The sequence below is a fragment of the Arthrobacter glacialis genome (assembly GCF_002909415.1).
Taxonomy (GTDB): domain Bacteria; phylum Actinomycetota; class Actinomycetes; order Actinomycetales; family Micrococcaceae; genus Specibacter; species Specibacter glacialis.
On the sequence record NZ_PPXB01000013.1, the window covers coordinates 28,554 to 48,575 of the forward strand.

The 20,022-nt window shown below is 61.5% G+C and carries 20 protein-coding genes; 17 read left to right on the plus strand and 3 right to left on the minus strand.

Going from position 1 to position 20,022, the window contains the following annotated elements:
* Positions 1–101 precede the first annotated feature (101 nt).
* From CVS28_RS14845 to glmM, 12 genes are all read left to right on the plus strand, one after another.
* The gene (locus tag CVS28_RS14845; protein ID WP_103464847.1) at positions 102–1,451 is read left to right on the plus strand and encodes an ABC transporter substrate-binding protein; all 1,350 of its coding nucleotides are present in this window, start codon (positions 102–104) and stop codon (positions 1,449–1,451) included.
* Between the two features lie 177 nt (positions 1,452–1,628).
* Positions 1,629–2,606 carry a P1 family peptidase gene (locus CVS28_RS14850; protein WP_103482011.1) on the plus strand — a complete coding sequence of 326 codons (978 nt, stop codon included), beginning with the start codon at positions 1,629–1,631 and terminating at the stop codon, positions 2,604–2,606.
* A gap of 160 nt (positions 2,607–2,766) precedes the next feature.
* On the plus strand, positions 2,767–2,988 hold the full coding sequence (infA, locus tag CVS28_RS14855) for a translation initiation factor IF-1 (RefSeq protein ID WP_009358723.1): 222 nt from the start codon (positions 2,767–2,769) through the stop codon (positions 2,986–2,988).
* A 29-nt stretch (positions 2,989–3,017) separates the two neighbouring features.
* On the plus strand, positions 3,018–3,131 hold the full coding sequence (gene rpmJ, locus CVS28_RS14860) for a 50S ribosomal protein L36 (RefSeq protein WP_011775570.1): 114 nt from the start codon (positions 3,018–3,020) through the stop codon (positions 3,129–3,131).
* 188 nt (positions 3,132–3,319) lie between these two features.
* Positions 3,320–3,697, plus strand: a complete 378-nt coding sequence (gene rpsM / locus CVS28_RS14865) for a 30S ribosomal protein S13 (protein WP_103464846.1) — start codon at positions 3,320–3,322, stop codon at positions 3,695–3,697.
* 103 nt (positions 3,698–3,800) lie between these two features.
* Positions 3,801–4,202, plus strand: a complete 402-nt coding sequence (gene rpsK / locus CVS28_RS14870) for a 30S ribosomal protein S11 (RefSeq protein ID WP_038464649.1) — start codon at positions 3,801–3,803, stop codon at positions 4,200–4,202.
* A gap of 130 nt (positions 4,203–4,332) precedes the next feature.
* Entirely contained in the window at positions 4,333–5,343 is a 1,011-nt protein-coding gene (locus CVS28_RS14875; RefSeq protein WP_103464845.1) for a DNA-directed RNA polymerase subunit alpha, read from the plus strand.
* Positions 5,344–5,430: 87 nt separating this feature from the next.
* Complete coding sequence (gene rplQ / locus CVS28_RS14880) at positions 5,431–5,925, plus strand: 50S ribosomal protein L17 (protein ID WP_103464844.1); 495 nt, start codon at positions 5,431–5,433, stop codon at positions 5,923–5,925.
* 105 nt (positions 5,926–6,030) lie between these two features.
* Complete coding sequence (gene truA / locus CVS28_RS14885; protein WP_243399913.1) at positions 6,031–6,951, plus strand: tRNA pseudouridine(38-40) synthase TruA; 921 nt, start codon at positions 6,031–6,033, stop codon at positions 6,949–6,951.
* Between the two features lie 248 nt (positions 6,952–7,199).
* Positions 7,200–7,643, plus strand: a complete 444-nt coding sequence (gene rplM / locus CVS28_RS14890; RefSeq protein ID WP_103464843.1) for a 50S ribosomal protein L13 — start codon at positions 7,200–7,202, stop codon at positions 7,641–7,643.
* Positions 7,644–7,679: 36 nt separating this feature from the next.
* Complete coding sequence (gene rpsI, locus CVS28_RS14895; RefSeq protein WP_103464842.1) at positions 7,680–8,195, plus strand: 30S ribosomal protein S9; 516 nt, start codon at positions 7,680–7,682, stop codon at positions 8,193–8,195.
* Between the two features lie 427 nt (positions 8,196–8,622).
* Positions 8,623–9,969, plus strand: a complete 1,347-nt coding sequence (glmM, locus tag CVS28_RS14900) for a phosphoglucosamine mutase (protein ID WP_103464841.1) — start codon at positions 8,623–8,625, stop codon at positions 9,967–9,969.
* Between the two features lie 67 nt (positions 9,970–10,036).
* Here glmM and mscL read toward each other — a convergent pair whose 3' ends face one another.
* The 3 genes from mscL to coaA form a co-directional block, all read right to left on the minus strand.
* Positions 10,037–10,444: a large conductance mechanosensitive channel protein MscL gene (gene mscL, locus CVS28_RS14905; RefSeq protein ID WP_103464840.1), complete on the minus strand. Its 408-nt coding sequence runs from the start codon at positions 10,442–10,444 to the stop codon at positions 10,037–10,039.
* A 64-nt stretch (positions 10,445–10,508) separates the two neighbouring features.
* The gene (locus tag CVS28_RS14910) at positions 10,509–11,258 is read right to left on the minus strand and encodes a M15 family metallopeptidase (protein WP_103482012.1); all 750 of its coding nucleotides are present in this window, start codon (positions 11,256–11,258) and stop codon (positions 10,509–10,511) included.
* A gap of 242 nt (positions 11,259–11,500) precedes the next feature.
* Positions 11,501–12,478 (minus strand): type I pantothenate kinase, encoded by a 978-nt coding sequence (gene coaA / locus CVS28_RS14915; protein ID WP_243399918.1) that lies wholly within the window; start codon positions 12,476–12,478, stop codon positions 11,501–11,503.
* 133 nt (positions 12,479–12,611) lie between these two features.
* Here coaA and glmS point away from each other — a divergent pair, with 133 nt between their 5' ends.
* From glmS to mgrA, 5 genes are all read left to right on the plus strand, one after another.
* Positions 12,612–14,516 (plus strand): glutamine--fructose-6-phosphate transaminase (isomerizing), encoded by a 1,905-nt coding sequence (glmS, locus tag CVS28_RS14920; RefSeq protein WP_103482013.1) that lies wholly within the window; start codon positions 12,612–12,614, stop codon positions 14,514–14,516.
* Positions 14,517–14,728: 212 nt separating this feature from the next.
* Positions 14,729–15,076, plus strand: a complete 348-nt coding sequence (locus CVS28_RS14925) for a holo-ACP synthase (RefSeq protein WP_103464836.1) — start codon at positions 14,729–14,731, stop codon at positions 15,074–15,076.
* Position 15,077: 1 nt separating this feature from the next.
* Entirely contained in the window at positions 15,078–16,583 is a 1,506-nt protein-coding gene (locus tag CVS28_RS14930) for an NAD(P)H-hydrate dehydratase (RefSeq protein ID WP_103482014.1), read from the plus strand.
* A gap of 14 nt (positions 16,584–16,597) precedes the next feature.
* Positions 16,598–18,718, plus strand: coding sequence for a glycogen debranching protein GlgX (glgX, locus tag CVS28_RS14935; RefSeq protein WP_103482015.1), 2,121 nt, complete (start codon positions 16,598–16,600; stop codon positions 18,716–18,718).
* A gap of 109 nt (positions 18,719–18,827) precedes the next feature.
* A complete protein-coding gene (gene mgrA / locus CVS28_RS14940) occupies positions 18,828–19,865 on the plus strand; it encodes an L-glyceraldehyde 3-phosphate reductase (protein WP_103464833.1) in 1,038 nt (345 codons plus the stop codon).
* The last annotated feature ends 157 nt before the right edge of the window (positions 19,866–20,022 follow it).

Here is a 20,022-nt window from a genome sequence, read left to right on the forward strand (position 1 = left end):
CCAACCATGCTTGCCAACTGCACCGCCCTGCCCGCAATTTCACCTATGCCATGCACATGCCTTCCCTTTTCCGGGTGGCAACGATTTCAAGGAGAACAAGAATGACAGCTTCACCGTTTGCAAACCTGAACCGCCGACAGCTGCTCCAACTAGCCGCCCTCGTGGGTGGTTCGGCAGCATTGGCAGCCTGTGGGGGACCCGCCGTCGGCCAAGCCGGCGGTGCTGCCACCGAGACGGCCACCGACTGGGCCTCCGTGACCCCCGCCAAGGAGATCACGTGGTGGTCCAACCACCCTGGCACCTCAAAGGACATTGAATCGGAGATCATCAAGCGTTTCACGGCCGAGAGCGGCATAAAGGTCAACCTGGTGACCGCTGGTGCCAACTATGACGAGGTTGCCCAGAAGTTCCAGGCCGCGTCGGGCTCCAGCAATGTACCGGATCTAGTCATCGCCAGCGACGTCTGGTGGTTCCGCTACATGATCAACGGCCAGATCCTGCCGCTGGACCAGCTGGCCAAGCACCTGGAGTTCGACACCGAAGACTTCAACAGCACGCTGTATGGCGACTACGAATTCTCCGCGTCACACTGGGCTGTTCCCTATGCCCGCTCCACGCCGCTGTTCTACTACAACAAGGCCGTGTGGGAGAAGGCCGGCCTGCCCGACCGTGCACCAAAGACGTGGGCAGAATTCGATGAGTGGGCGCCCAAGATCCAGGCCACCACCGAGATAACCCCCTTGGGCCTGGGCAAGGGCACCTCATGGAGCGCCTGGTGGTTCTGCAACATGTTGTGGGGTGCAGGAGGCGCCTATTCCAAGGACTGGGCCATGACCCTGGATACGCCGGAGGCGCTCGAAGCTGCCAAGTACCTGCAGACAATTATCTACGACAATAAGAGCGCTGCCGTCACAGCCAAGGATCAGGTGGCCGACTTCGGGGCGGGCCTCACCGGCTGCACCATCGCCTCCACGGGGTCGCTGAGCGGCATCCTCGCCTCCTCCAAGTTCGACGTCGGAACCGGCTTCCTGCCCGAGGGTGCCAAGGGCCCCGCCTGCCCCACGGGCGGCACCGGCCTGGCCATCCCCGCAGACAAGACACCGGAGCAGCAGCTGGCTGCCGGCATGTTCCTGAAATTCCTGACGAATGCGGAGAACACCGCCTACTTCTCCTCCAACACCGGCTACATGCCCGTGCGCACCTCGGCCCTGGAAGGCGAGACCATGAAGGCCGTCTACGCCAAGACACCGCAGTTCCGCACGGCCGTGGACCAGCTGGCGGGCACCCGCGTCCAAGACTGGGGCCGTGTGTTTGTCCCCAACGGCGACAAGGACCTGACCACGGCACTGGAAAAGATCATGTTGCAAAAGGGTGATCCGGCCGAAGCCTTCGCCACGGCAGCGACGTCCATCACGAAGTCGTACGAAGAGAACGTCTTGCCCTACCTCTAGGGTTGTTCGTTCCTGCCCTGACAACTGGCCCGCAGAAATCGACGAAAATATGCGTTTTTGACGGATTTTTCGGCGATTTCTGCGGGTTAGTTGCTCTTTGGGCGCCGGACCCCGGACATAATCGTTGAAGGGAGTCGGGCCATGCACGGCGCGGACCACTCAGGCAAGGAACGGCACATGAGCGCAGCAGCAGGGAAAGCCCACGGAGCCATCACGGACGTGCCGGGCATTCAGCTAGGTCACTCGCAGCGCATCGGCAACGGCTGGCTGAGCGGCGTCAGCGTGGTCCTGCCGCCGCCAGGAACCATAGGATCCGTCGATGTCCGTGGTGGCGGCCCGGGAACCCACGAAACGGATGCACTGGATCCCACCACCATGGTTTCCACCGTTGATGCAGTGGTTCTCACGGGCGGCAGCGCCTATGGGCTGGCTGCCGCAGGCGGTGTGCAGCGCTGGTGTGAAGAAAATGGCAGGGGCTTTCGGGTCCCCGGCGGCGTGGTCCCCATTGTGCCCGCAGCCGCGATCTTTGACCTTGGCCGCGGCGGCAACTTCTCCGCCCGGCCCAACGCCGACATGGGCTACGAGGCGGCACTGGACGCCGCCAGCACCGCCGAGCGGGCCGTCGTCGAACGCGGGAACGTGGGCGCCGGTACGGGAGCGGCCATCGGCGCCGGCGCCTTCAAGGGCGGGCTGGGAACTGCTTCGGTGTCGCTGACGGGGCAGAACGCCCACATTGTGGTTGGCGCCGTGGCTGTGGTGAACGCCGCGGGCATTCCCTGGCGCCCCGGGACGGTGCCGCCGACCGCGGGGGAGGGGCTCAACACCACATTGGTGGTGGTCGCCACCAATGCGACACTGACCGTTGCCGAGGCCAAGCGAACGGCCACGGCCGCCCACGCAGGCATGGCGCGCGCACTGAACCCTGTGCACACACTGGCCGACGGCGATACCATCTTCGCGCTGGCCACGTGCGCGGAAATTCTGGTTCCCCATCCGGACATCCCGGTGGCGGCCCTCATTGAGCTGCAAAGTGCTGCAGCGGAGGCAGTGCGTCTGGCCATTGACGACGGTGTGCGCAGCGCCAGTGCTGTGGAAACACCCGCCGGAAGGCTGAATCCGTACCCGCCGGAGCAGGCGCTCAATAGCTCAATTTAACTTATTTGCCAATTTGCACTAGAGTAGGTTGTTGGTTGTCTGTGCCTGCCCATTTGCGGTGTGCAATCGGACGAACAGTAATCAGTAGCAAATCGAATGCCGATGACATTCTTCCCCAACAGGAGAAGACTGTGTCGGCGCAACAAAGTTAGCGGAGGATATGGCCAAGAAAGATGGGGTCATTGAGATCGAGGGCGTTGTGACTGAAGCGCTTCCCAACGCGATGTTTCGCGTTGAGTTGACGAACAAGCACATCGTTCTTGCCCATATCTCAGGAAAAATGCGCCAGCACTACATTCGTATCCTTCCTGAGGACCGAGTTGTGGTGGAGCTGAGCCCTTACGATCTGACACGTGGTCGTATCGTCTACCGCTACAAATAACCACAACTGCAATCACGCAAAGGAATGCCATGAAGGTTAAGCCGAGCGTCAAGCAGATCTGCGATAAGTGCAAGGTGATTCGCCGTAACGGTCGAGTCATGGTGATCTGCGAGAACCCGCGCCACAAGCAGCGCCAGGGCTAATTTCCTCTTTTGAGGAAATCCCTGAGCATCTGCTCATGCAAGTACATATATAAGGCAGCACAAGGTTGGACGAAGGCGGAGCAATCCGCAACCGTTCAATGGACCCCTGGTCGGAGGCCAGGGCCGCATTTAGATAATATGCGGGTGTACTGTCTACGACCTCCGGTTTACACAAGGAGCAGCCAAATATGGCACGTCTCGCTGGCGTAGACCTTCCCCGCGAAAAGCGGTTGGAAGTAGCGCTTACATACATTTACGGCGTCGGTAAGACCCGTGCAAAAAAAGTCTTGGCAGAGACCGGGATTTCCCCGGATGTCCGTGTCAAGGACTTGTCCGATGCTGAGCTCGTTCAGTTGCGCGACAACATCGAGGGTAACTACAAGGTTGAGGGTGACCTTCGTCGCGAGGTTGCAGCTGATATCCGCCGCAAGGTTGAAATCGGTAGCTACCAGGGTATCCGTCACCGTCGCGGCATGCCTGTGCATGGCCAGCGCACGAAGACCAACGCACGTACCCGCAAGGGTCCGAAGCGCACCGTCGCAGGCAAGAAGAAGGCCGGCAGGTAGTCACCACTACCTCCCTAAGAATTGCTCCGCAATTTCCTTAGGAACCCGGCTAGCGTGGGCCTCAGTGTCCACCGCCCTTAAAAAACTTTCGTAGGAGAATATAATGCCCCCAAAGACTCGTGGAGCGGTTCGTAAGCCGCGTCGCAAGGATAAAAAGAATATTGCGCTGGGCCAGGCGCACATCAAGAGCACCTTTAACAACACCATCGTTTCCATCACGGATCCGAACGGTGCAGTCATCTCATGGGCTTCTGCCGGTGAAGTTGGCTTCAAGGGCTCGCGTAAGTCAACTCCGTACGCTGCACAGATGGCTGCTGAAGCAGCTGCCAAGCGCGCACAGGAGCATGGCCTTCGCAAGGTTGACGTTTTCGTAAAGGGTCCGGGCTCGGGCCGCGAAACGGCTATCCGTTCGCTGCAGGCTGCTGGACTTGAGGTTGGCTCCATCTCGGATGTCACCCCCAGCGCCCACAACGGCTGCCGTCCGCCCAAGCGCCGTCGCGTCTAACGAGATTTAAGCAGCAGAGTTGGCCTTCACCTTGGTGGGGGCCAACTCCGCCGCCGGTAAGTTTCGTCAGCCGTCATTTCCACTACCTGTGTTGCGTCATATAGCGGATGCTCGCTGAAAGGAAACCCCAGTGCTCATTGCACAGCGCCCCACCCTATCTGAAGAAGTAGTTTCCGAAAACCGTTCACGGTTCGTTATCGAACCGTTGGAGCCTGGCTTCGGTTACACCCTGGGAAATTCCCTGCGTCGGACCTTGCTGTCCTCCATTCCTGGCGCTGCTGTCACCAGCATCCGCCTCGATGGTGTTCTGCATGAGTTCACCACGGTTCCCGGTGTTAAGGAAGATGTCACTGAGATCATCCTGAACATCAAGGGATTGTCCGTGTCTTCGGAGCATGACGAGCCCGTCGTCGCCTACCTGCGCAAGCAGGGCCCTGGCGTTGTTACGGCTGCAGACATTGCCCCGCCGGCCGGTGTGGAATTCCACAACCCTGACATGCACATTGCCACGCTGAACTCGAAGGGCAAGTTCGAACTCGAGCTGACCATCGAGCGCGGTCGCGGCTACGTTTCAGCAGCCCAGAACAAGAACGTCGATGCAGAGATTGGCCGTATCCCGGTTGACTCGATCTACTCACCCGTTCTGAAGGTGACCTTCCGCGTGGAAGCAACCCGTGTTGAACAGCGCACTGACTTTGACAAGCTGATTGTTGATGTAGAGACCAAGCAGGCCATCTCCCCGCGGGATGCCATTGCCTCTGCCGGCACCACGCTGGTTGAACTGTTCGGATTGGCCCGCGAGCTGAACACCGCGGCTGAGGGCATTGAGATTGGTCCGTCCCCGACGGACGCTGCTCTTGCCGCAGACATGGCCCTGCCGATCGAGGACCTGGACCTGACGGTTCGTTCCTACAACTGCCTCAAGCGTGAGGGCATCCACTCCGTGGGTGAACTCGTTGCTCGCTCCGAGGCTGACCTGATGGACATTCGCAACTTTGGTGCGAAGTCCATCGACGAGGTAAAGGCAAAGTTGGTTGAGCTCGGTCTCTCCCTGAAGGATTCCCCTCCAGGATTTGATCTGGCCGCCCGTGCCGCAGCCCTTGACGAGAACGACGACGCTTACAGCGACGACGAACTCTAAAGACGAACAACAATATTTTTTAGTCGGCCCGGCGGATGCAAATGATGCATCCGCTTGCGGTCCGACTGATACTTGAGGAGAAACACCATGCCTACACCCGCTAAGGGTCCCCGCCTCGGAGGCGGAGCGGCTCACGAGCGCTTGATGCTCGCGAACCTGTCCGCCGCTCTGTTCGAGCACAAGCGGATCACCACCACCTTGACCAAGGCAAAGCGCCTGAGCCCCTACGCAGAGCGACTGGTAACTTTCGCAAAGCGTGGCGACTTGGCTTCACGCCGCCGCGTTCTCGGCCTGATCAGCAACAAGGGCATTGTCCACGAGCTGTTCACCGACATCGCCACGGCTGTGGAGAACCGCGACGGCGGCTACACCCGCATCACCAAGATCGGCAACCGTAAGGGCGACAACGCCCCCATGGCTGTCATCGAGCTCGTTCTGGAGCCGGTCAGCGCCAAGCAGGCCGTTGTGAAGGAAGCTACAGCTGCTGCAGTCAAGGCTGCTCCGGTTGAAGAAGCACCGAGCGAAGAAGTTGTGGAAACCGAAGTTGTAGCTGACGAAGCTGCTGCTGAAGAGACCAAGTAAGGCCTAAGCGAAAGCTTTAGTTCTAACGCAAAGAACCCGCCACCCGTCTGGGTGGCGGGTTCTTTGCGTTCCGGCCCAGGTGGCGCCCCCGGTAGAATTGAGGCCATGCACAACCCCAAACTTTCCCCCGAAGCACGAGGCCTGATGAGGGCCCGGTTGGACATTGCCTACGACGGCAGCCCGTTCAACGGCTGGGGCATCCAGCCAGGTGTCCGCACAGTCCAAGGCGTCATTGAGGAAGCCCTGTTTATGATCGTGCGCAGGCCTGTACGCCTCACCGTTGCCGGCCGTACCGACGCTGGCGTTCACGCCCGCGGCCAGGTGGCCCACCTGGACTTCACCCCGGCGGAATGGGACGGGCTGCGGCGCGGACATGACGAGGTGTCCGAACTTTCCCTCCAACGGCGCCTCAACGGCGCCCTGGGGCGGGTACTGGGCGAGCTGCACGGCTCAGTGGAGATTGTGCGGGCCTCCGTGGCACCCACGGGCTTTGATGCCCGTTTCTCGGCCCTGTGGCGGCGCTACAGCTACCGCATCGCCGATGGCTGCACACGCAGGGACCCGCTGCAGAGGGCACTGACCCTGTGGCACCCCCGCGAGTTGGACGTGGCGCTCATGAACCAAGCCGTGGCGCCGCTGTTGGGACTGCACGACTTTGCTGCATTTGCCAAGCCACGGGAGGGTTCGACCACCGTGCGTACCTTGCAGCGCCTTGATTTTGAACAAGACGACGATGGTGTCATTAATCTCAACGTTCAGGCGGACGCCTTTTGCCACAACATGGTCCGAGCGTTGACAGGCGCTGCGCTGATGGTGGGGGAGGGGCGCGAAAGCCCTGACTGGATGAACCAGCGCCTAGTGGCGGGAATCCGGGACGCCAAGTCGGTTCTGGCGGCGCCGCACCCACTAATTCTTGAGGAAGTTCACTACCCTCACGAGACGGCTATGCATGAACGGGCGGTCCTGACCAGGACGCGGCGCGTGCCAACAGAGACCATTAAGGCGCCTCTTGGGGCCGGAATCTGAGCAGACATTTCGTTCGCTTTGACCAGAGGGCAGTATTAACGCTATCGTTGGTAGTCGTTGTGCGTGTCCTATCTCGATATCACGCGCCCGTTACAGGTCCGGTTGCAGGACTACCACTGAACGGGTGTCATCGGGAAGTGTAAGGATGACTGGTGTTAGAGCCCTCACCTCTGTTCCGGTAAGCGCATAGATAGCAGGTGTCAACCATCTGTGACACCACCTAAGAACAAGAAACGAAGGCAAAAACCGTGCGTACGTACACCCCGAAGCCCGGCGATATCAACCGTCAGTGGCACATCATTGATGCCAACGACGTTGTCTTGGGCCGTCTTGCCAGCCAGGCTGCACCTCTGCTGCGTGGAAAGCACAAGCCGACCTTCGCTCCCCATATGGATATGGGCGATTTCGTCATCATCATCAACGCCGAGAAGGTTGCCTTGACAGGCGCCAAGCTCGAACAGAAGCGCGCATACCGCCACTCCGGTCACCCGGGCGGTCTGTCCAGCGTGAACTATGCCGAACTGTTGGAGAAAAACCCGGTTCGCGCAGTGGAGAAGGCCATCGCTGGCATGCTCCCGAAGACCAAGCTGGGCGCAGCCCAGATCGGCAAGCTGAAGGTTTACCGCGGTGCTGAGCACCCGCACGCCGCTCAGCAGCCCAAGACGTTTGAAATCACCCAGGTCGCCCAGTAGTCCTGGCCACCAACCCAATATTTATCAAGGAGAATCGTGGCTCAGAATACTGAAGAGCTGAACGCCGAGGCCGTCGTGGCCGAGGAAGAAGTTTTGACTAGCTACACGAGCGAAAGCTCAGCTGCAGCAGATGCAGCACCCAAGAAGGAACGCCCGGCTTTGACAGTCTCAGGCGCTGCTGTTGGTCGTCGCAAGCAGGCAATTGCCCGCGTTCGCGTTGTACCCGGCACCGGCAAGTGGATCGTTAACGGCCGCGAGCTCTCCAACTACTTCCCGAACAAGCTGCACCAGCAGGAAGTAAACGACCCGTTCCGCCTCCTCGACCTGGATGGCGCGTACGACGTTTGGGCCCGCATCCACGGTGGTGGCCCCTCAGGCCAGGCCGGTGCTTTGCGTCTGGGTGTTGCTCGTTCCTTGAACGAGATCGACACTGAGAACAACCGCGCGATCCTGAAGAAGGCAGGCTTCCTGACTCGTGACGCTCGCGTCATCGAGCGTAAGAAGGCTGGTCTTAAGAAGGCACGTAAGGCTTCGCAGTACTCCAAGCGCTAAATTCAGCGCTCCCATAAAAGTCCCCGGCTCGCTTTGCGAGCCGGGGACTTTTTGGGTTCCGGCGCTGAATTGAGCGCTTGGCTCCACAAGCGCTAATATCGCTTTCAAAAGTCCCCTGTTCGCTTTGTGAGCCGGGGACTTTTTGGGTTCCGGCGCTGAATTGAGCGCTTGGCTCCACAAGCGCTAATATCGCTTTCAAAAGTCCCCTGTTCGCTTTGTGAGCCGGGGACTTTTTGTGCCCGTGGGCCGTTGCGGACATGCGTCCCCGGGCCACCTGAGGCGAATGTCTGTAGCGCCCCCGCAGCCTCGCAACCGGACGAGAATGGTGGCATGAAAGCAGCGCAATCATCCGGGCCCAGTGCCGTGTGGTCTATCGCATCATGAGAGGAAAGCTGATTCTACGGCTCCATGATTTAGACTGAACGGGATGTCAAGATTATTTGGAACAGACGGTGTCCGCGGTTTGGCCAATGGCCTGCTGACGGCTGAACTAGCCCTGTCACTCGCTCAAGCCGCTGCTGTGGTGTTGGGCCACGAGCAAATGAGCGAGGGAAAGCGCCCCAGAGCCGTCATAGCCCGCGACCCGCGCGCCAGTGGCGAGTTTATCGGTGCTGCTGTTGAAGCGGGACTGGCCAGTGCCGGCGTCGACGTGTACGACGCCGGGGTGCTGCCCACGCCCGCAGCAGCCTTCCTGATCGCTGATCTGGGTGCTGATTTTGGTGTGATGATCTCCGCCTCGCACAATCCGGCACCAGATAACGGCATCAAATTCTTTGCTCGGGGCGGCACCAAGCTGCCTGACGAGGTGGAAGAGGCCATTGAAGCTCAGCTCCAGCACGACGCTTACCGACCGGTAGGCATCGATGTGGGCCGGATTCAGCGTTTCTCGGACGCCGAGGACAGGTATGTTGTGCACCTGCTGGGCACCCTGCCGCACCGGCTCGACGGTCTGAAGATTGTTCTGGACTGTGCCCACGGTGCCGCGAGCGGATGTTCACCCCAGGTCTTCACCGATGCCGGCGCACAGATCACGGTCATCGGAGCCGAGCCAAACGGATTGAACATCAATGACGGGGTTGGTTCCACCCACCTCGAATTACTCCAGAAGACAGTTCTCGCAACAGGCGCTGATTTGGGCATAGCCCACGACGGCGACGCTGACCGCTGCCTGGCCGTCGACCATGAAGGCAACGTCATTGACGGCGACCAGATCATGGCCATATTGGCCCTGGCATTGAAAGCGTCCGGCGAACTCAAGGACGATGTCCTGGTGGCCACTGTCATGAGCAACCTGGGCTTGAAGATTGCCCTCCGCGACGCCGGGATCACCATCCGCGAAACAGGCGTCGGGGACAGGTACGTGCTCGAGGAAATGCGCCGGGGCGACTACACCCTCGGTGGAGAACAGTCAGGGCACGTCATTTTCTCCAAGTACGCCACCACAGGCGACGGTGTACTGACAGGCCTCCAGCTGGCTGCCCAAGTGGCTTTGACTGGCAAGTCGCTGAAGGAACTTGCCAGCGCCATGACCAAGCTGCCCCAGGTGATGATCAACGTCAAGAACGTGGACAAGTCCCGCGCGTCGTCCGTGCCGGCCATTAACGCAGCCATAGCAAAGGCTGAGGCCGAGCTGGGAGACGCCGGCCGGGTGCTCTTGCGCCCGTCGGGGACCGAGGCCTTGGTCCGGGTCATGGTGGAAGCCGCTGACATGCAAACTGCTGAGCGCATCTGCAACGAGCTGGTCAACGTGGTCAAGGCTGAGTTGTCGCTCTAAGAGACTTCTAATGCAAGGAGGCGGCAACCCCGGTGGGGATGCCGCCTCCTTGCATTAGAAGTGGGTGTTAGTGGGCTCCGCCGCTGGGACGGGCCGTGAGTGCATCACGGATTTCGGTGAGCAGCTCAATTTGCGCGTCAACGGGCGGTTCTTCTTCCTTGATGCCCAGCTTCGCGTTGCGTCGGGCGATCATATGGTTCATGGGCATGACGACCACGAAGTAGATGGCTGCTGCGACCAAAACAAAGTTGACCAGTACGGTCAGGAACACCCCAAATTTGATGTCAACGCCATTGACGTTGACGACGCCGAAGGCATCGAAGTTGGGGGAACTCGTCAGTGCCGCGAGAAGCGGCATCAAGATGTTCTCGACCAGGGAAGTGATGACGGCCCCGAACGCTGCACCGATGACGACGGCGACGGCAAGGTCTACGACGTTGCCTTTCATTATGAAGTCTCTGAATCCCTTTAACATGTCCCTAAAATACCGCACTTGGGGTTGTTATGACTGCTTTGTGTTCATACATTTTTTCGCACGGCTATTTGTAGCTGGGGGCGTCAGGCAACCCCAGATAGTCTTCATAGCTTTGGATCCCCCTGACCCTCATGTCCTGGGCTACGGCAATCCCCAGGTAGCGCAGGTGCCATGGCTCAGCGAGATAGCCGGTTGTGGACTCCAAGCCCACGGGATACCGCACCACAAAGCCGTGGTCGGCCCCGTGCGCGGCCACCCACTTCCCCGCCGCCGTGTCCGCCACACAAAAGGTGAAATCGCAGTCGGCGCCGGAATTGGCGTCGCCAATGTCCAGGGCGAATCCGCTTTGGTGCTCGGAGAAACCGGGCCGGGCGGAGGAGGCATCTGCCGCAGCCACCCCTTTGCTGGCCACATGGCCGTTGTACACGCTGGTCTGGGTTTCGAAGGAGCGGTAGCTGCTCTTGATGCTGATGCTGACACCTTCGGCAGCGGCCGCAGCGAACATGCGCTCCACCGCCGCTGCGGCCTCGGCGCGCAGCAGCGCAGGTTCCGTGGATCCTGTGCGCACGGGCAGGGTAACTAAATCAGCTGGCATATAGTCCACAGGGGTCAGTGGGTGTGTCTTGTTGACCAACACCAAAGGACTCTCCGGGTTGGCGATACTGCGCAGGGATTCCTGGGCAGGTGCCGCCGTTCCCGTGGCGAAGAGCTTTTGAATGGGGGCGTCAGCACTTGCGCCCGCGATCGGGAGGGAGCTGGCGGGCGTGCTGGGGATGGTCGACGCCGGAGCCTGGGTGGTGGAGCGTGGACTCACCGGGGATGACGGTTGCCCAGAGGAGGGGGAGGGCGGGCGCGGAGTCGAGTTCGCCGTCGTACTGGGCGGGGATGGGTTGGCAGATGATTGCAGTGACCCAGCTTCCAGCCCCACCGCGCCGCAGAAAATCAGCCCAGCGCCGATGGCTGAGACCGCCACACTGCCCGGGCGTGGCCAGCTCAAGCCGGCTCGCAGGCGATCCGCCAAGCTACGCGGGGTCGGGCGGAGGCGGTCCACTGGCGCTAGACTTTCCGCAACAACATGCGCCGAATTGAATGGTCGGATTCCTTGGTCAAGACCAGCTGGGCGCGGCCACGGGTGGGGAGCACATTCTGCAGCAGATTGGGCTCGTTGATGCTCTTCCAAATCCGGGACGCGGTGGCCGTGGCTTCGCTGTCTGAGAGGCCGGCGTAGCGGCGGAAGTACGACTCGGGATCGGCAAAGGAGCTGGTGCGCAGGGAACGGAAGCGCTCCACATACCACTGCTCGATGTAGCTGGTTTTGGCGTCGACGTAGATGGAGAAGTCAAAGAAGTCACTGACGGCCAGGCCTGAGCGGCCGTCGGCGCGCGGGCGAGCAGCCGCCAAGACATTCAAGCCCTCCACTATGAGCACGTCGGGGCGCCGGACAACCACTTCCTTGTCCGGCAGGATGTCGTAGCTCAGGTGGGAGTACATGGGGGCGCGGACTTCCTCGGCGCCGCTCTTGACGGTGCTGACAAAACGCAGAAGCGCTCGGCGGTCGTAGGACTCCGGGAAGCCCTTGCGGCCCATCAGCCCGCGGCGTTCCAGCTCGGCGTTGGGGTAGAGGAAGCCGTCGGTGGTGACCAATTCAACGTTGGGGGTGTCCGGCCAGCGGCGCAGCATTTCACGCAACACGCGGGCAGTTGTGGACTTGCCCACAGCAACAGAACCGGCAACACCAATCACAAACGGTGTGCGTGAACCCCTCTCACCCAGGAAAGTGGTGGTGGCGCTGTGCAAATGGCCGGCAGCGCCCACGTAGAGATTCAGCAGGCGTGAGAGCGGCAAATAGACGTCACGGATTTCGCGCATGTCCAACTGATCTCCCAAGCCGCGGAGGCGCTGGACGTCTTCCTCATCCAGCGGCTGTTCAATTTTGTTGGCAAGGCGGGACCACGTTTGCCGGTCCAGCTCCACAAAAGGGGAGGCACTGACGCTGTTGGCGGACTCAGTTCTTTGCGCTGTCACACTTTCAATTCTGCCTTGTTTGGGGTGGGGTGGGAAACGGGAGGTTACGGCGGGAGAAACATCACTGACTGTTTTTCACGTCACATTCCCCTCGATAAGGTAGAACGTCCTGCCTTCACAGTGGGGATTATGATTGATTTTCATGTGTGGAATTGTGGGATACGCCGGTACTGCCCCGGCTCAAGGATCAACGTCGTCAGCAACTCACGGTGCTTTGGAAGTCCTCGTTGAGGGGCTGCGCCGACTGGAATACAGGGGCTACGACTCCGCTGGCGTTGCGTTGGTCACGGCCAATGGCATTGAAATGCGCAAGAAAAGCGGCAAGCTTGCCCGGCTCCTGGACGAACTGGATGCCAACCCCCTCCCGGCCTCTGTGACAGGGATTGGTCACACTCGCTGGGCCACCCACGGCGGGCCAACGGATGCCAACGCCCACCCGCACGTGGTTGCTGGCGGAAAGCTTGCCGTGATCCACAACGGCATCATTGAAAACTATGCTCCGCTCAAAGCAGAGCTGGTGGCGCACGGCCACAGCTTCCTCTCCCAGACTGACACCGAAGTGGCCGCAACCTTGTTGGGTGAGGTGTACCAGGATTTGGAGGCCGTTGGAACGGTTGAGGGCAGCCTGCTCTCCACGGCCATGCAGATGGTGGCGCAGCGTCTCGAAGGGGCTTTCACCCTGGTGGCAACGCACGCCAACGAGCCCGGAGTGGTTGTTGCCGCCCGCCGGAACTCGCCCCTCGTTGTTGGTTTGGGTGACGGCGAAAACTTCCTGGGATCAGATGTGTCCGGCTTCATCGACTACACACGCCGCGCCGTGGAACTGGGCCAGGACCAGGTCGTCACCATCACCGCGGACAACGTCACCATCACCGATTTCCACGGCGTGCCCGCCGAAGGCCGCGAATACCTGGTGGATTGGGACGCGGCCGCCGCCAAAAAGGACGGCTACCCGTCCTTCATGGAAAAAGAGATCAACGACCAGCCGGATGCCGTGGCGCAGACCTTGCTGGGTCGCTCTGACATTGACGGCAACCTGACATTGGACGAGATCCGGGTGGACCCGGCAGTCCTGAAATCCATCAACCGAATCATTGTGCTGGCCTGTGGCACCTCGGCCTACGCCGGGCAGGTGGCCCGCTACGCCATTGAGCACTGGTGCCGAATTCCCACCGAAGTGGAACTGTCCCATGAGTTCCGGTACCGCGACCCCATTGTTGATGAAAACACCCTCATCGTTTCCCTCTCACAGTCCGGGGAAACCATGGACACCTTGATGGCTGTCCGTTATGCCCGCGAACAGGGCGCCAAGACTGTGGCGATCTGCAACACCAACGGATCCACCATTCCCCGCGAATCTGACGCAGTCCTGTACACGCATGCGGGCCCGGAGATTGCTGTTGCCTCCACCAAGGCGTTCCTGGCCCAGATCACGGCCGCGTACCTGCTGGGTCTTTATTTGGCACAGCTGCGCGGAAACCTGTTCCAGGGACAGATCAAGGACATTCTGGCTGAGCTGGCTAAGACTCCTGCCAAGATTGCCACCGTGCTGGCCAACTCGGAGCAGATCAAGGAACTTGCCCGCAGCATGGCTGACACGCGCTCGGTCCTCTTCCTGGGCCGCCACGTGGGCTATCCCGTGGCCATGGAAGGGGCGCTGAAGCTCAAGGAATTGGCCTACATCCATGCCGAAGGCTTTGCCGCCGGCGAGCTCAAGCATGGGCCCATCGCCTTGATTGAAGAGGGTCAGCCGGTCATTGTGGTGGTGCCATCTCCGCGCGGCCGTGATTCCTTGCACTCCAAAGTGGTGTCAAACATCCAAGAAGTCAGGGCGCGCGGCGCCAAGACCATTGTGATTGCAGAAGAAGGCGACGAGTCGGTGCGCGAATTTGCCGAGCACGTCTTCTACATCCCCGAAACCAGCCCACTGCTGGCGCCGTTGTTGACGACTGTTCCGCTGCAGATCTTCGCCTGCGAACTGGCCATGGCCAAGGGCTATGACGTGGACCAGCCACGCAACCTGGCCAAGTCCGTCACTGTCGAATAACGGAAACGGCACGCTGACCCACGTGGGACGGCGCTTGCGGTTAAAGCCGGTGCTCCACCGCCGGCTTTAACCGCAAGCGCCGTCCTTTTTGGCGGTGAGCTTGCGAGCCGGGGGAGCCGCTGGGTGGGGCCACGGTGGCGAGGGGCCACGGTGGCGAGGGGCCCGCGGTGAGCTTGCGAGCCGGGGGAGCCGCTGGGGAATAGGCTGGGGTCATGATCATTGGGATTGGTGTAGATGTTGTTGATATTGAGCGCTTCGGCCGCCAGCTGGAGAGGACTCCGGGGCTGATTGACAGGCTGTTTGTGCCGGCCGAACGCGGTTTGAACACGCAGTCGCTCGCCGCCCGGTTCGCCGCCAAGGAATCCGTGGCCAAGGCTTTGGGGGCACCGGCTGGAATGAACTGGCAGGACTGCTGGATCGGTTTGGATGAGAACGGGCCCACTATCAACGTCTTGGGGACCGTGGCGGCCGTGGCCAAGTCCAAGGGCATCAAGCACTGGCACCTGTCCATGAGTCACGATGGCGGTATTTCCACAGCCATGGTGATAGCCGAGAGCTGAGATGCTCCAGGCCTACTCAGCCGCCGCCGTCCGGGCCGCCGAACAGCCACTGCTCAGTGCCGGGCGTGGCCCGGAACTCATGCGCACAGCAGCGCACGGCCTCGCCATGGGCGTGGTCTCGGTGCTGCGATCGCGGGGAAAAGGCATCTACGGGGCTAACGTGGTGCTGCTGGTGGGATCGGGCAACAACGGCGGGGATGCCCTCTACGCGGGCGCCCACCTGGCCGCGCGCGGAGCCCGGACGACGGCGTTGCTCACCAGTGCACGGACCCACCCCGAGGCGCTGGCCGCGTTTGGGAAGTCCGGGGGACGTTGCCTTGTGCTTGGCGCAGATGGCGCACCGGTGAGCTTTATGGACGAAGCCCGGCAGTCCGACGTCGTCATTGACGGATTGCTGGGGACCGGCGGCAGCGGCGGACTGCGGGAGCCTGTGGCCGGGGTTGTGGCGCAACTGGCGGAATTTGCCGGCGACGGGCCCGCGGTGGTGGCCTGCGATCTCCCCAGCGGCGTGGACGCGACGACGGGGGAGGTGCATGGCCCCGTGCTGTCTGCCGATCTCACGGTCACTTTTGGTGCCCACAAAACGGGACTGCTCAGCGCTCCGGGCGAGCAGTCCGCCGGTACCGTGGCCCTGGTGGGCCTCGGAATCGGCCAGCAGCTGGGGCCGCCCGAATTGTCCCGACTCGAAGCAGGGGATTTGGCTGCGTTCTTGCCGCAGCCCTCGGCCGCGGCCCACAAATACACCCGCGGTGTTGCAGGGGTGATTGCAGGGTCGGTGCAGTATCCCGGCGCGGGATTGCTGGCCGTGGCGGCGGCATCCGCGTGCGGGCCGGGGATGGTGCGCTATCTTGGCCCCGAGCAGGTGGCAGCAGCCATCTACGTGCGCAACCCCGAAGTAGTCTGTTCGCAAAATTCTCCCGATGAGGTGCGCGTTCAAGCGTGGCTCGCCGGGCCCGGGATTGACGGAGACCAGGCCCAACTGGACCTGGCCGCCGCGGCGATTGCTTCAGGGCTGCCAACAGTGGTGGACGCTGCAGCCTTGGCTCTGGTGCAGCCAGCCACCCAGGCCGCCACCAACGAACACCTGATCCTGACCCCTCATGCCGGGGAACTTTCGGCACTGCTGGCCCGCTGCGGAGTTTTAGTGAGCCGCGCCCAGATTGAGGCCTCCCCACTGGCCGCCGCCCGCCAGGCCGCGGCGCTGCTGGGGGCTGTGGTGCTCCTCAAGGGGCCCACCACCATTGTGGCCGCTCCCAATGGGGCGGTCTTCACCCAAGCTAACGGCACGGCCCGGTTGGCCACAGCTGGGAGCGGAGACACTCTTGCCGGGATATTGGTGGCCCTGCTGGCCATGAGTGCCGGACCGATCGACCTGGCCAGGACCGCTGCGCTCGCAGCCGCCCTCCACGGCCAGCTGGCGCAGACCGACGTTGAGCAGCCCATAAACGCGGGTTTGCTGGCGGCGCGCATCCCTGCCGTGTGGGCAGAACTAAGCCAGAAGCGCTGAGGACAAGGGGAATCGTGGAAATTTGGCCGGGCAAGGATCACCCGCTGGGAGCACACGCAGACGGACAAGGCACCAATTTTGCCTTGTTCAGTGACGGTGCGCAGGCGGTGCAGCTGTGTTTGTTTGACGACGCCGGAGCGGAGACCCGCCTGCCGCTCACGGAAGTGGATGGCTACGTTTGGCATGGCTATGTCCCCGGAGTGGGGGCCGGCCAGCACTATGGGTACAGGGTGGATGGGCCATGGGAACCAGCCAACGGGCTGCGCTTCAACGCTAATAAGCTGCTGCTGGATCCCTATGCGCGGGCCGTGAGCGGGAACATCGTCTGGGGCCAGCCGATGTATGCCTACGATTTTGTACAGCCGCTGACCCGCAATGATGAGGACTCGGCCGCCCACAGCTACCGGAGTGTGGTGGTGCCGGACGGCTTCGACTGGACCGACGCCCATGGCCGCGCCGACGCCCGCCCGAATGTTCCGTACCACCAAAGCGTCATCTACGAGGCCCATGTGAAGGGGCTGACGGCGCTGCACCCGGACGTACCCGAACATCAGCGTGGCACGTATGCCGGGGTTGCCCACCCCGCGGTGGTGGCCCACCTGAAAAACCTGGGGGTGACCGCCGTCGAACTTATGCCGGTGCACCAATTTGTCCAGGACAATGCCCTGGAGGTCAAGGGGCTGCGGAACTATTGGGGCTACAACACCATTGGCTTCTTCGCTCCGCACAATGAATACGCGTCCAGCAGCGATCCCTGCGGGCAGGTGCGCGAGTTCAAGGAAATGGTCAAGGAACTGCACGCCAACGGCCTGGAGGTCATCCTTGACGTGGTGTACAACCACACGGCCGAGGGCAACCATTTGGGCCCCACGCTGTCCTTCCGCGGGATTGACAATGATGCCTACTACCGGCTCATCGAAGGGGAGCCGGAGCACTACCTGGACTACACCGGGACGGGGAATTCGTTCAACGTCCGGGAACCGCACGCCCTGCAACTCATCATGGATTCTTTGCGGTACTGGGTGACCGAGATGCATGTGGACGGCTTCCGCTTTGACCTGGCCGCCACACTGGCCCGCGAATTCTATGATGTGGACAAGCTGTCAACGTTCTTTGAAATGGTGCAGCAAGATCCGGTGGTCTCCCAGGTCAAGCTGATCGCGGAGCCGTGGGATTTGGGTCCCGGTGGCCACCAGGTGGGCAACTTCCCGCCGCAGTGGACCGAATGGAACGGCAAGTTCCGCGACACTGTGCGGGACTTTTGGCGCGGCGAACCGGCCACCCTGGGCGAATTTGCCACCCGCCTCACAGGCTCCTCGGATTTGTATGGCCATTCCGGGCGCCGCCCCGTGGCTTCCATCAACTTTGTCACCGCCCACGACGGATTCACCCTGGCCGACCTGGTCAGTTACAACGACAAGCACAATGAGGCCAACGGGGAGGACAACCGGGACGGTGAATCCCACAACCGCTCCTGGAACTTTGGTGTGGAAGGCCCCGCCGACGACGCCGGCATCAACGTGTTGCGTGCCCGCCAGCAACGCAACTTCCTCACCACCTTGCTGCTGTCCCAGGGCGTCCCGATGATCCTGCACGGGGACGAACTGGGCAGGACCCAAAACGGCAACAACAACGCCTACGCCCAGGATTCGCCGCTGACGTGGATCAACTGGGCGGCTGCGGACACGGAGCTGGTGGACTTTGTCTCCCGGCTGGGACGGTTGCGGGCGGCGCACCCTGTGTTCCGCCGTCGCAGGTTCTTCAGCGGGCGGCCCGTGGATCGCGGGGACGACGCCGAGCTGCCGGACATTGTGTGGTTGCGTCCCGACTCAGCGGCCATGACCGCAGCCGATTGGGACAACGCAATGGGTCGCAGCGTTGGTGTTTACCTGAACGGTGACGGCATCCCTGACTGCGACGCCCGAGGCCAGGCCGTAGTGGATGATTCCTTCCTGATGCTCTTCAACGCCAGTGACGATGGTGTGAACTTCACGCTTCCCAGTGCCGAGTATGCCCAGCGCTGGGTGGTGGAGATCCACACCGACGGGCCCATTGCCAGCCACTTCGGGGCCGGGGATGTGGTCCCGGTGGCATCGCGCTCGGCCCTCATCTTGCGGGCCATTCATGGAAGGTGATCCTTCACAGACATGCTGGCGGGGGGCCGGGACGGCTCCGTAAGGGTGTGTCTGGCAGGGCCACCCAAATGGCGGTTGGCAGGGGACCGGTGGTGGCAAGATAACAAGTATGACTTTTCATGCAGCGGAAAACCGTTACGAGACCATGCCCTACCGCCGCGTTGGACGCAGTGGACTGAAATTGCCAGCCATTTCGCTGGGCTTGTGGCACAACTTTGGGGACGACAAGTCCTTCGACGTGCAGCGGGACATCCTGCGCCGCGCCTTCGACTTAGGTGTCACCCACTTTGACCTGGCCAACAACTACGGCCCGCCGGCAGGCAGTGCGGAAACCAATTTTGGCCGACACTTCAAGGATGACTTCGCTGCGCACCGCAACGAGTTGGTCATCTCCACCAAGGCCGGCTACTTGATGTGGCCCGGCCCGTACGGCGAGTGGGGCTCCCGCAAGAGCCTGCTGGGCAGCCTGGACGAATCGTTGACCCGCATGGGTCTGGACTACGTTGACATCTTCTACAGCCACCGCCCGGACCCGGAAACGCCCATGGAGGAGACCATGGGCGCACTTGACCACGCCGTGCGCTCGGGCAAGGCACTCTACGCAGGCATTTCTTCCTACACGCCGGCCCAAACCCTGGAAGCCGCCCGCATCCTGAAGGAAATGGGCACGCCGCTGCTCATCCACCAGCCCTCCTACTCCATGCTGAACCGCTGGACTGAAAACGGGGAGCCGAACCTGTATGAGGCGCTCGACGCCGTAGGCGCCGGCTCGATTGCCTTCTCACCGTTGGCGCAGGGCGTGCTCACTGATCGCTATTTGAAGGGCGTTCCCGCCGATTCCCGTGCGGCGAAGGAGCACTTCCTGCACGAGCATGACCTCACGGCAGAGAAGATGGATCGTGTGCGTGGCCTCAATGCGATTGCCACCGGCCGCGGCCAGTCACTGGCCCAGATGGCCATCGCCTGGATTCTGCGCGAGCAGCCCAAAGGCACGCCGGTCACCTCGGCCCTGGTGGGTGCCTCGAGCGTGGCGCAGCTGGAAAACAACATTGCAGCCATCAACAACCTGGAATTTAGCGCGGCTGAGCTACATGCCATTGATGAGTTCGCTGTGGAATCCGACATCAACCGCTGGGCGCAAAAGTAGCGTTCTTGGCGGTTTTGTGACAAAACTGCGAGACACTGCTGCCCTGAGGGAACAAAATCGGGGCAGCAGTAGTTGACTAGAATGGTTAAGGGCGCCGTTGGGGCGTCAGGTCCGGTCGAAATAGCCGTGCGTCGTGTCTTTATGTCAACCGTGAAGG

Bases quoted from the DNA above. Each gene is read 5' to 3' on its own strand.
- glmS (WP_103482013.1), top strand. From the start codon at position 12,612: ATGTGTGGAATTGTGGGATACGCCGGTACTGCCCCGGCTCAAGGATCA.
- mgrA (WP_103464833.1), top strand. From the start codon at position 18,828: ATGACTTTTCATGCAGCGGAAAACCGTTACGAGACCATGCCCTACCGC.
- rpsK (WP_038464649.1), top strand. From the start codon at position 3,801: ATGCCCCCAAAGACTCGTGGAGCGGTTCGTAAGCCGCGTCGCAAGGAT.
- infA (WP_009358723.1), top strand. From the start codon at position 2,767: ATGGCCAAGAAAGATGGGGTCATTGAGATCGAGGGCGTTGTGACTGAA.
- rpmJ (WP_011775570.1), top strand. From the start codon at position 3,018: ATGAAGGTTAAGCCGAGCGTCAAGCAGATCTGCGATAAGTGCAAGGTG.
- CVS28_RS14930 (WP_103482014.1), top strand. From the start codon at position 15,078: ATGCTCCAGGCCTACTCAGCCGCCGCCGTCCGGGCCGCCGAACAGCCA.
- glmM (WP_103464841.1), top strand. From the start codon at position 8,623: ATGTCAAGATTATTTGGAACAGACGGTGTCCGCGGTTTGGCCAATGGC.
- mscL (WP_103464840.1), bottom strand. From the start codon at position 10,444: ATGTTAAAGGGATTCAGAGACTTCATAATGAAAGGCAACGTCGTAGAC.
- rplQ (WP_103464844.1), top strand. From the start codon at position 5,431: ATGCCTACACCCGCTAAGGGTCCCCGCCTCGGAGGCGGAGCGGCTCAC.
- CVS28_RS14850 (WP_103482011.1), top strand. From the start codon at position 1,629: ATGAGCGCAGCAGCAGGGAAAGCCCACGGAGCCATCACGGACGTGCCG.
- CVS28_RS14925 (WP_103464836.1), top strand. From the start codon at position 14,729: ATGATCATTGGGATTGGTGTAGATGTTGTTGATATTGAGCGCTTCGGC.
- rpsM (WP_103464846.1), top strand. From the start codon at position 3,320: ATGGCACGTCTCGCTGGCGTAGACCTTCCCCGCGAAAAGCGGTTGGAA.
- CVS28_RS14845 (WP_103464847.1), top strand. From the start codon at position 102: ATGACAGCTTCACCGTTTGCAAACCTGAACCGCCGACAGCTGCTCCAA.
- truA (WP_243399913.1), top strand. From the start codon at position 6,031: ATGCACAACCCCAAACTTTCCCCCGAAGCACGAGGCCTGATGAGGGCC.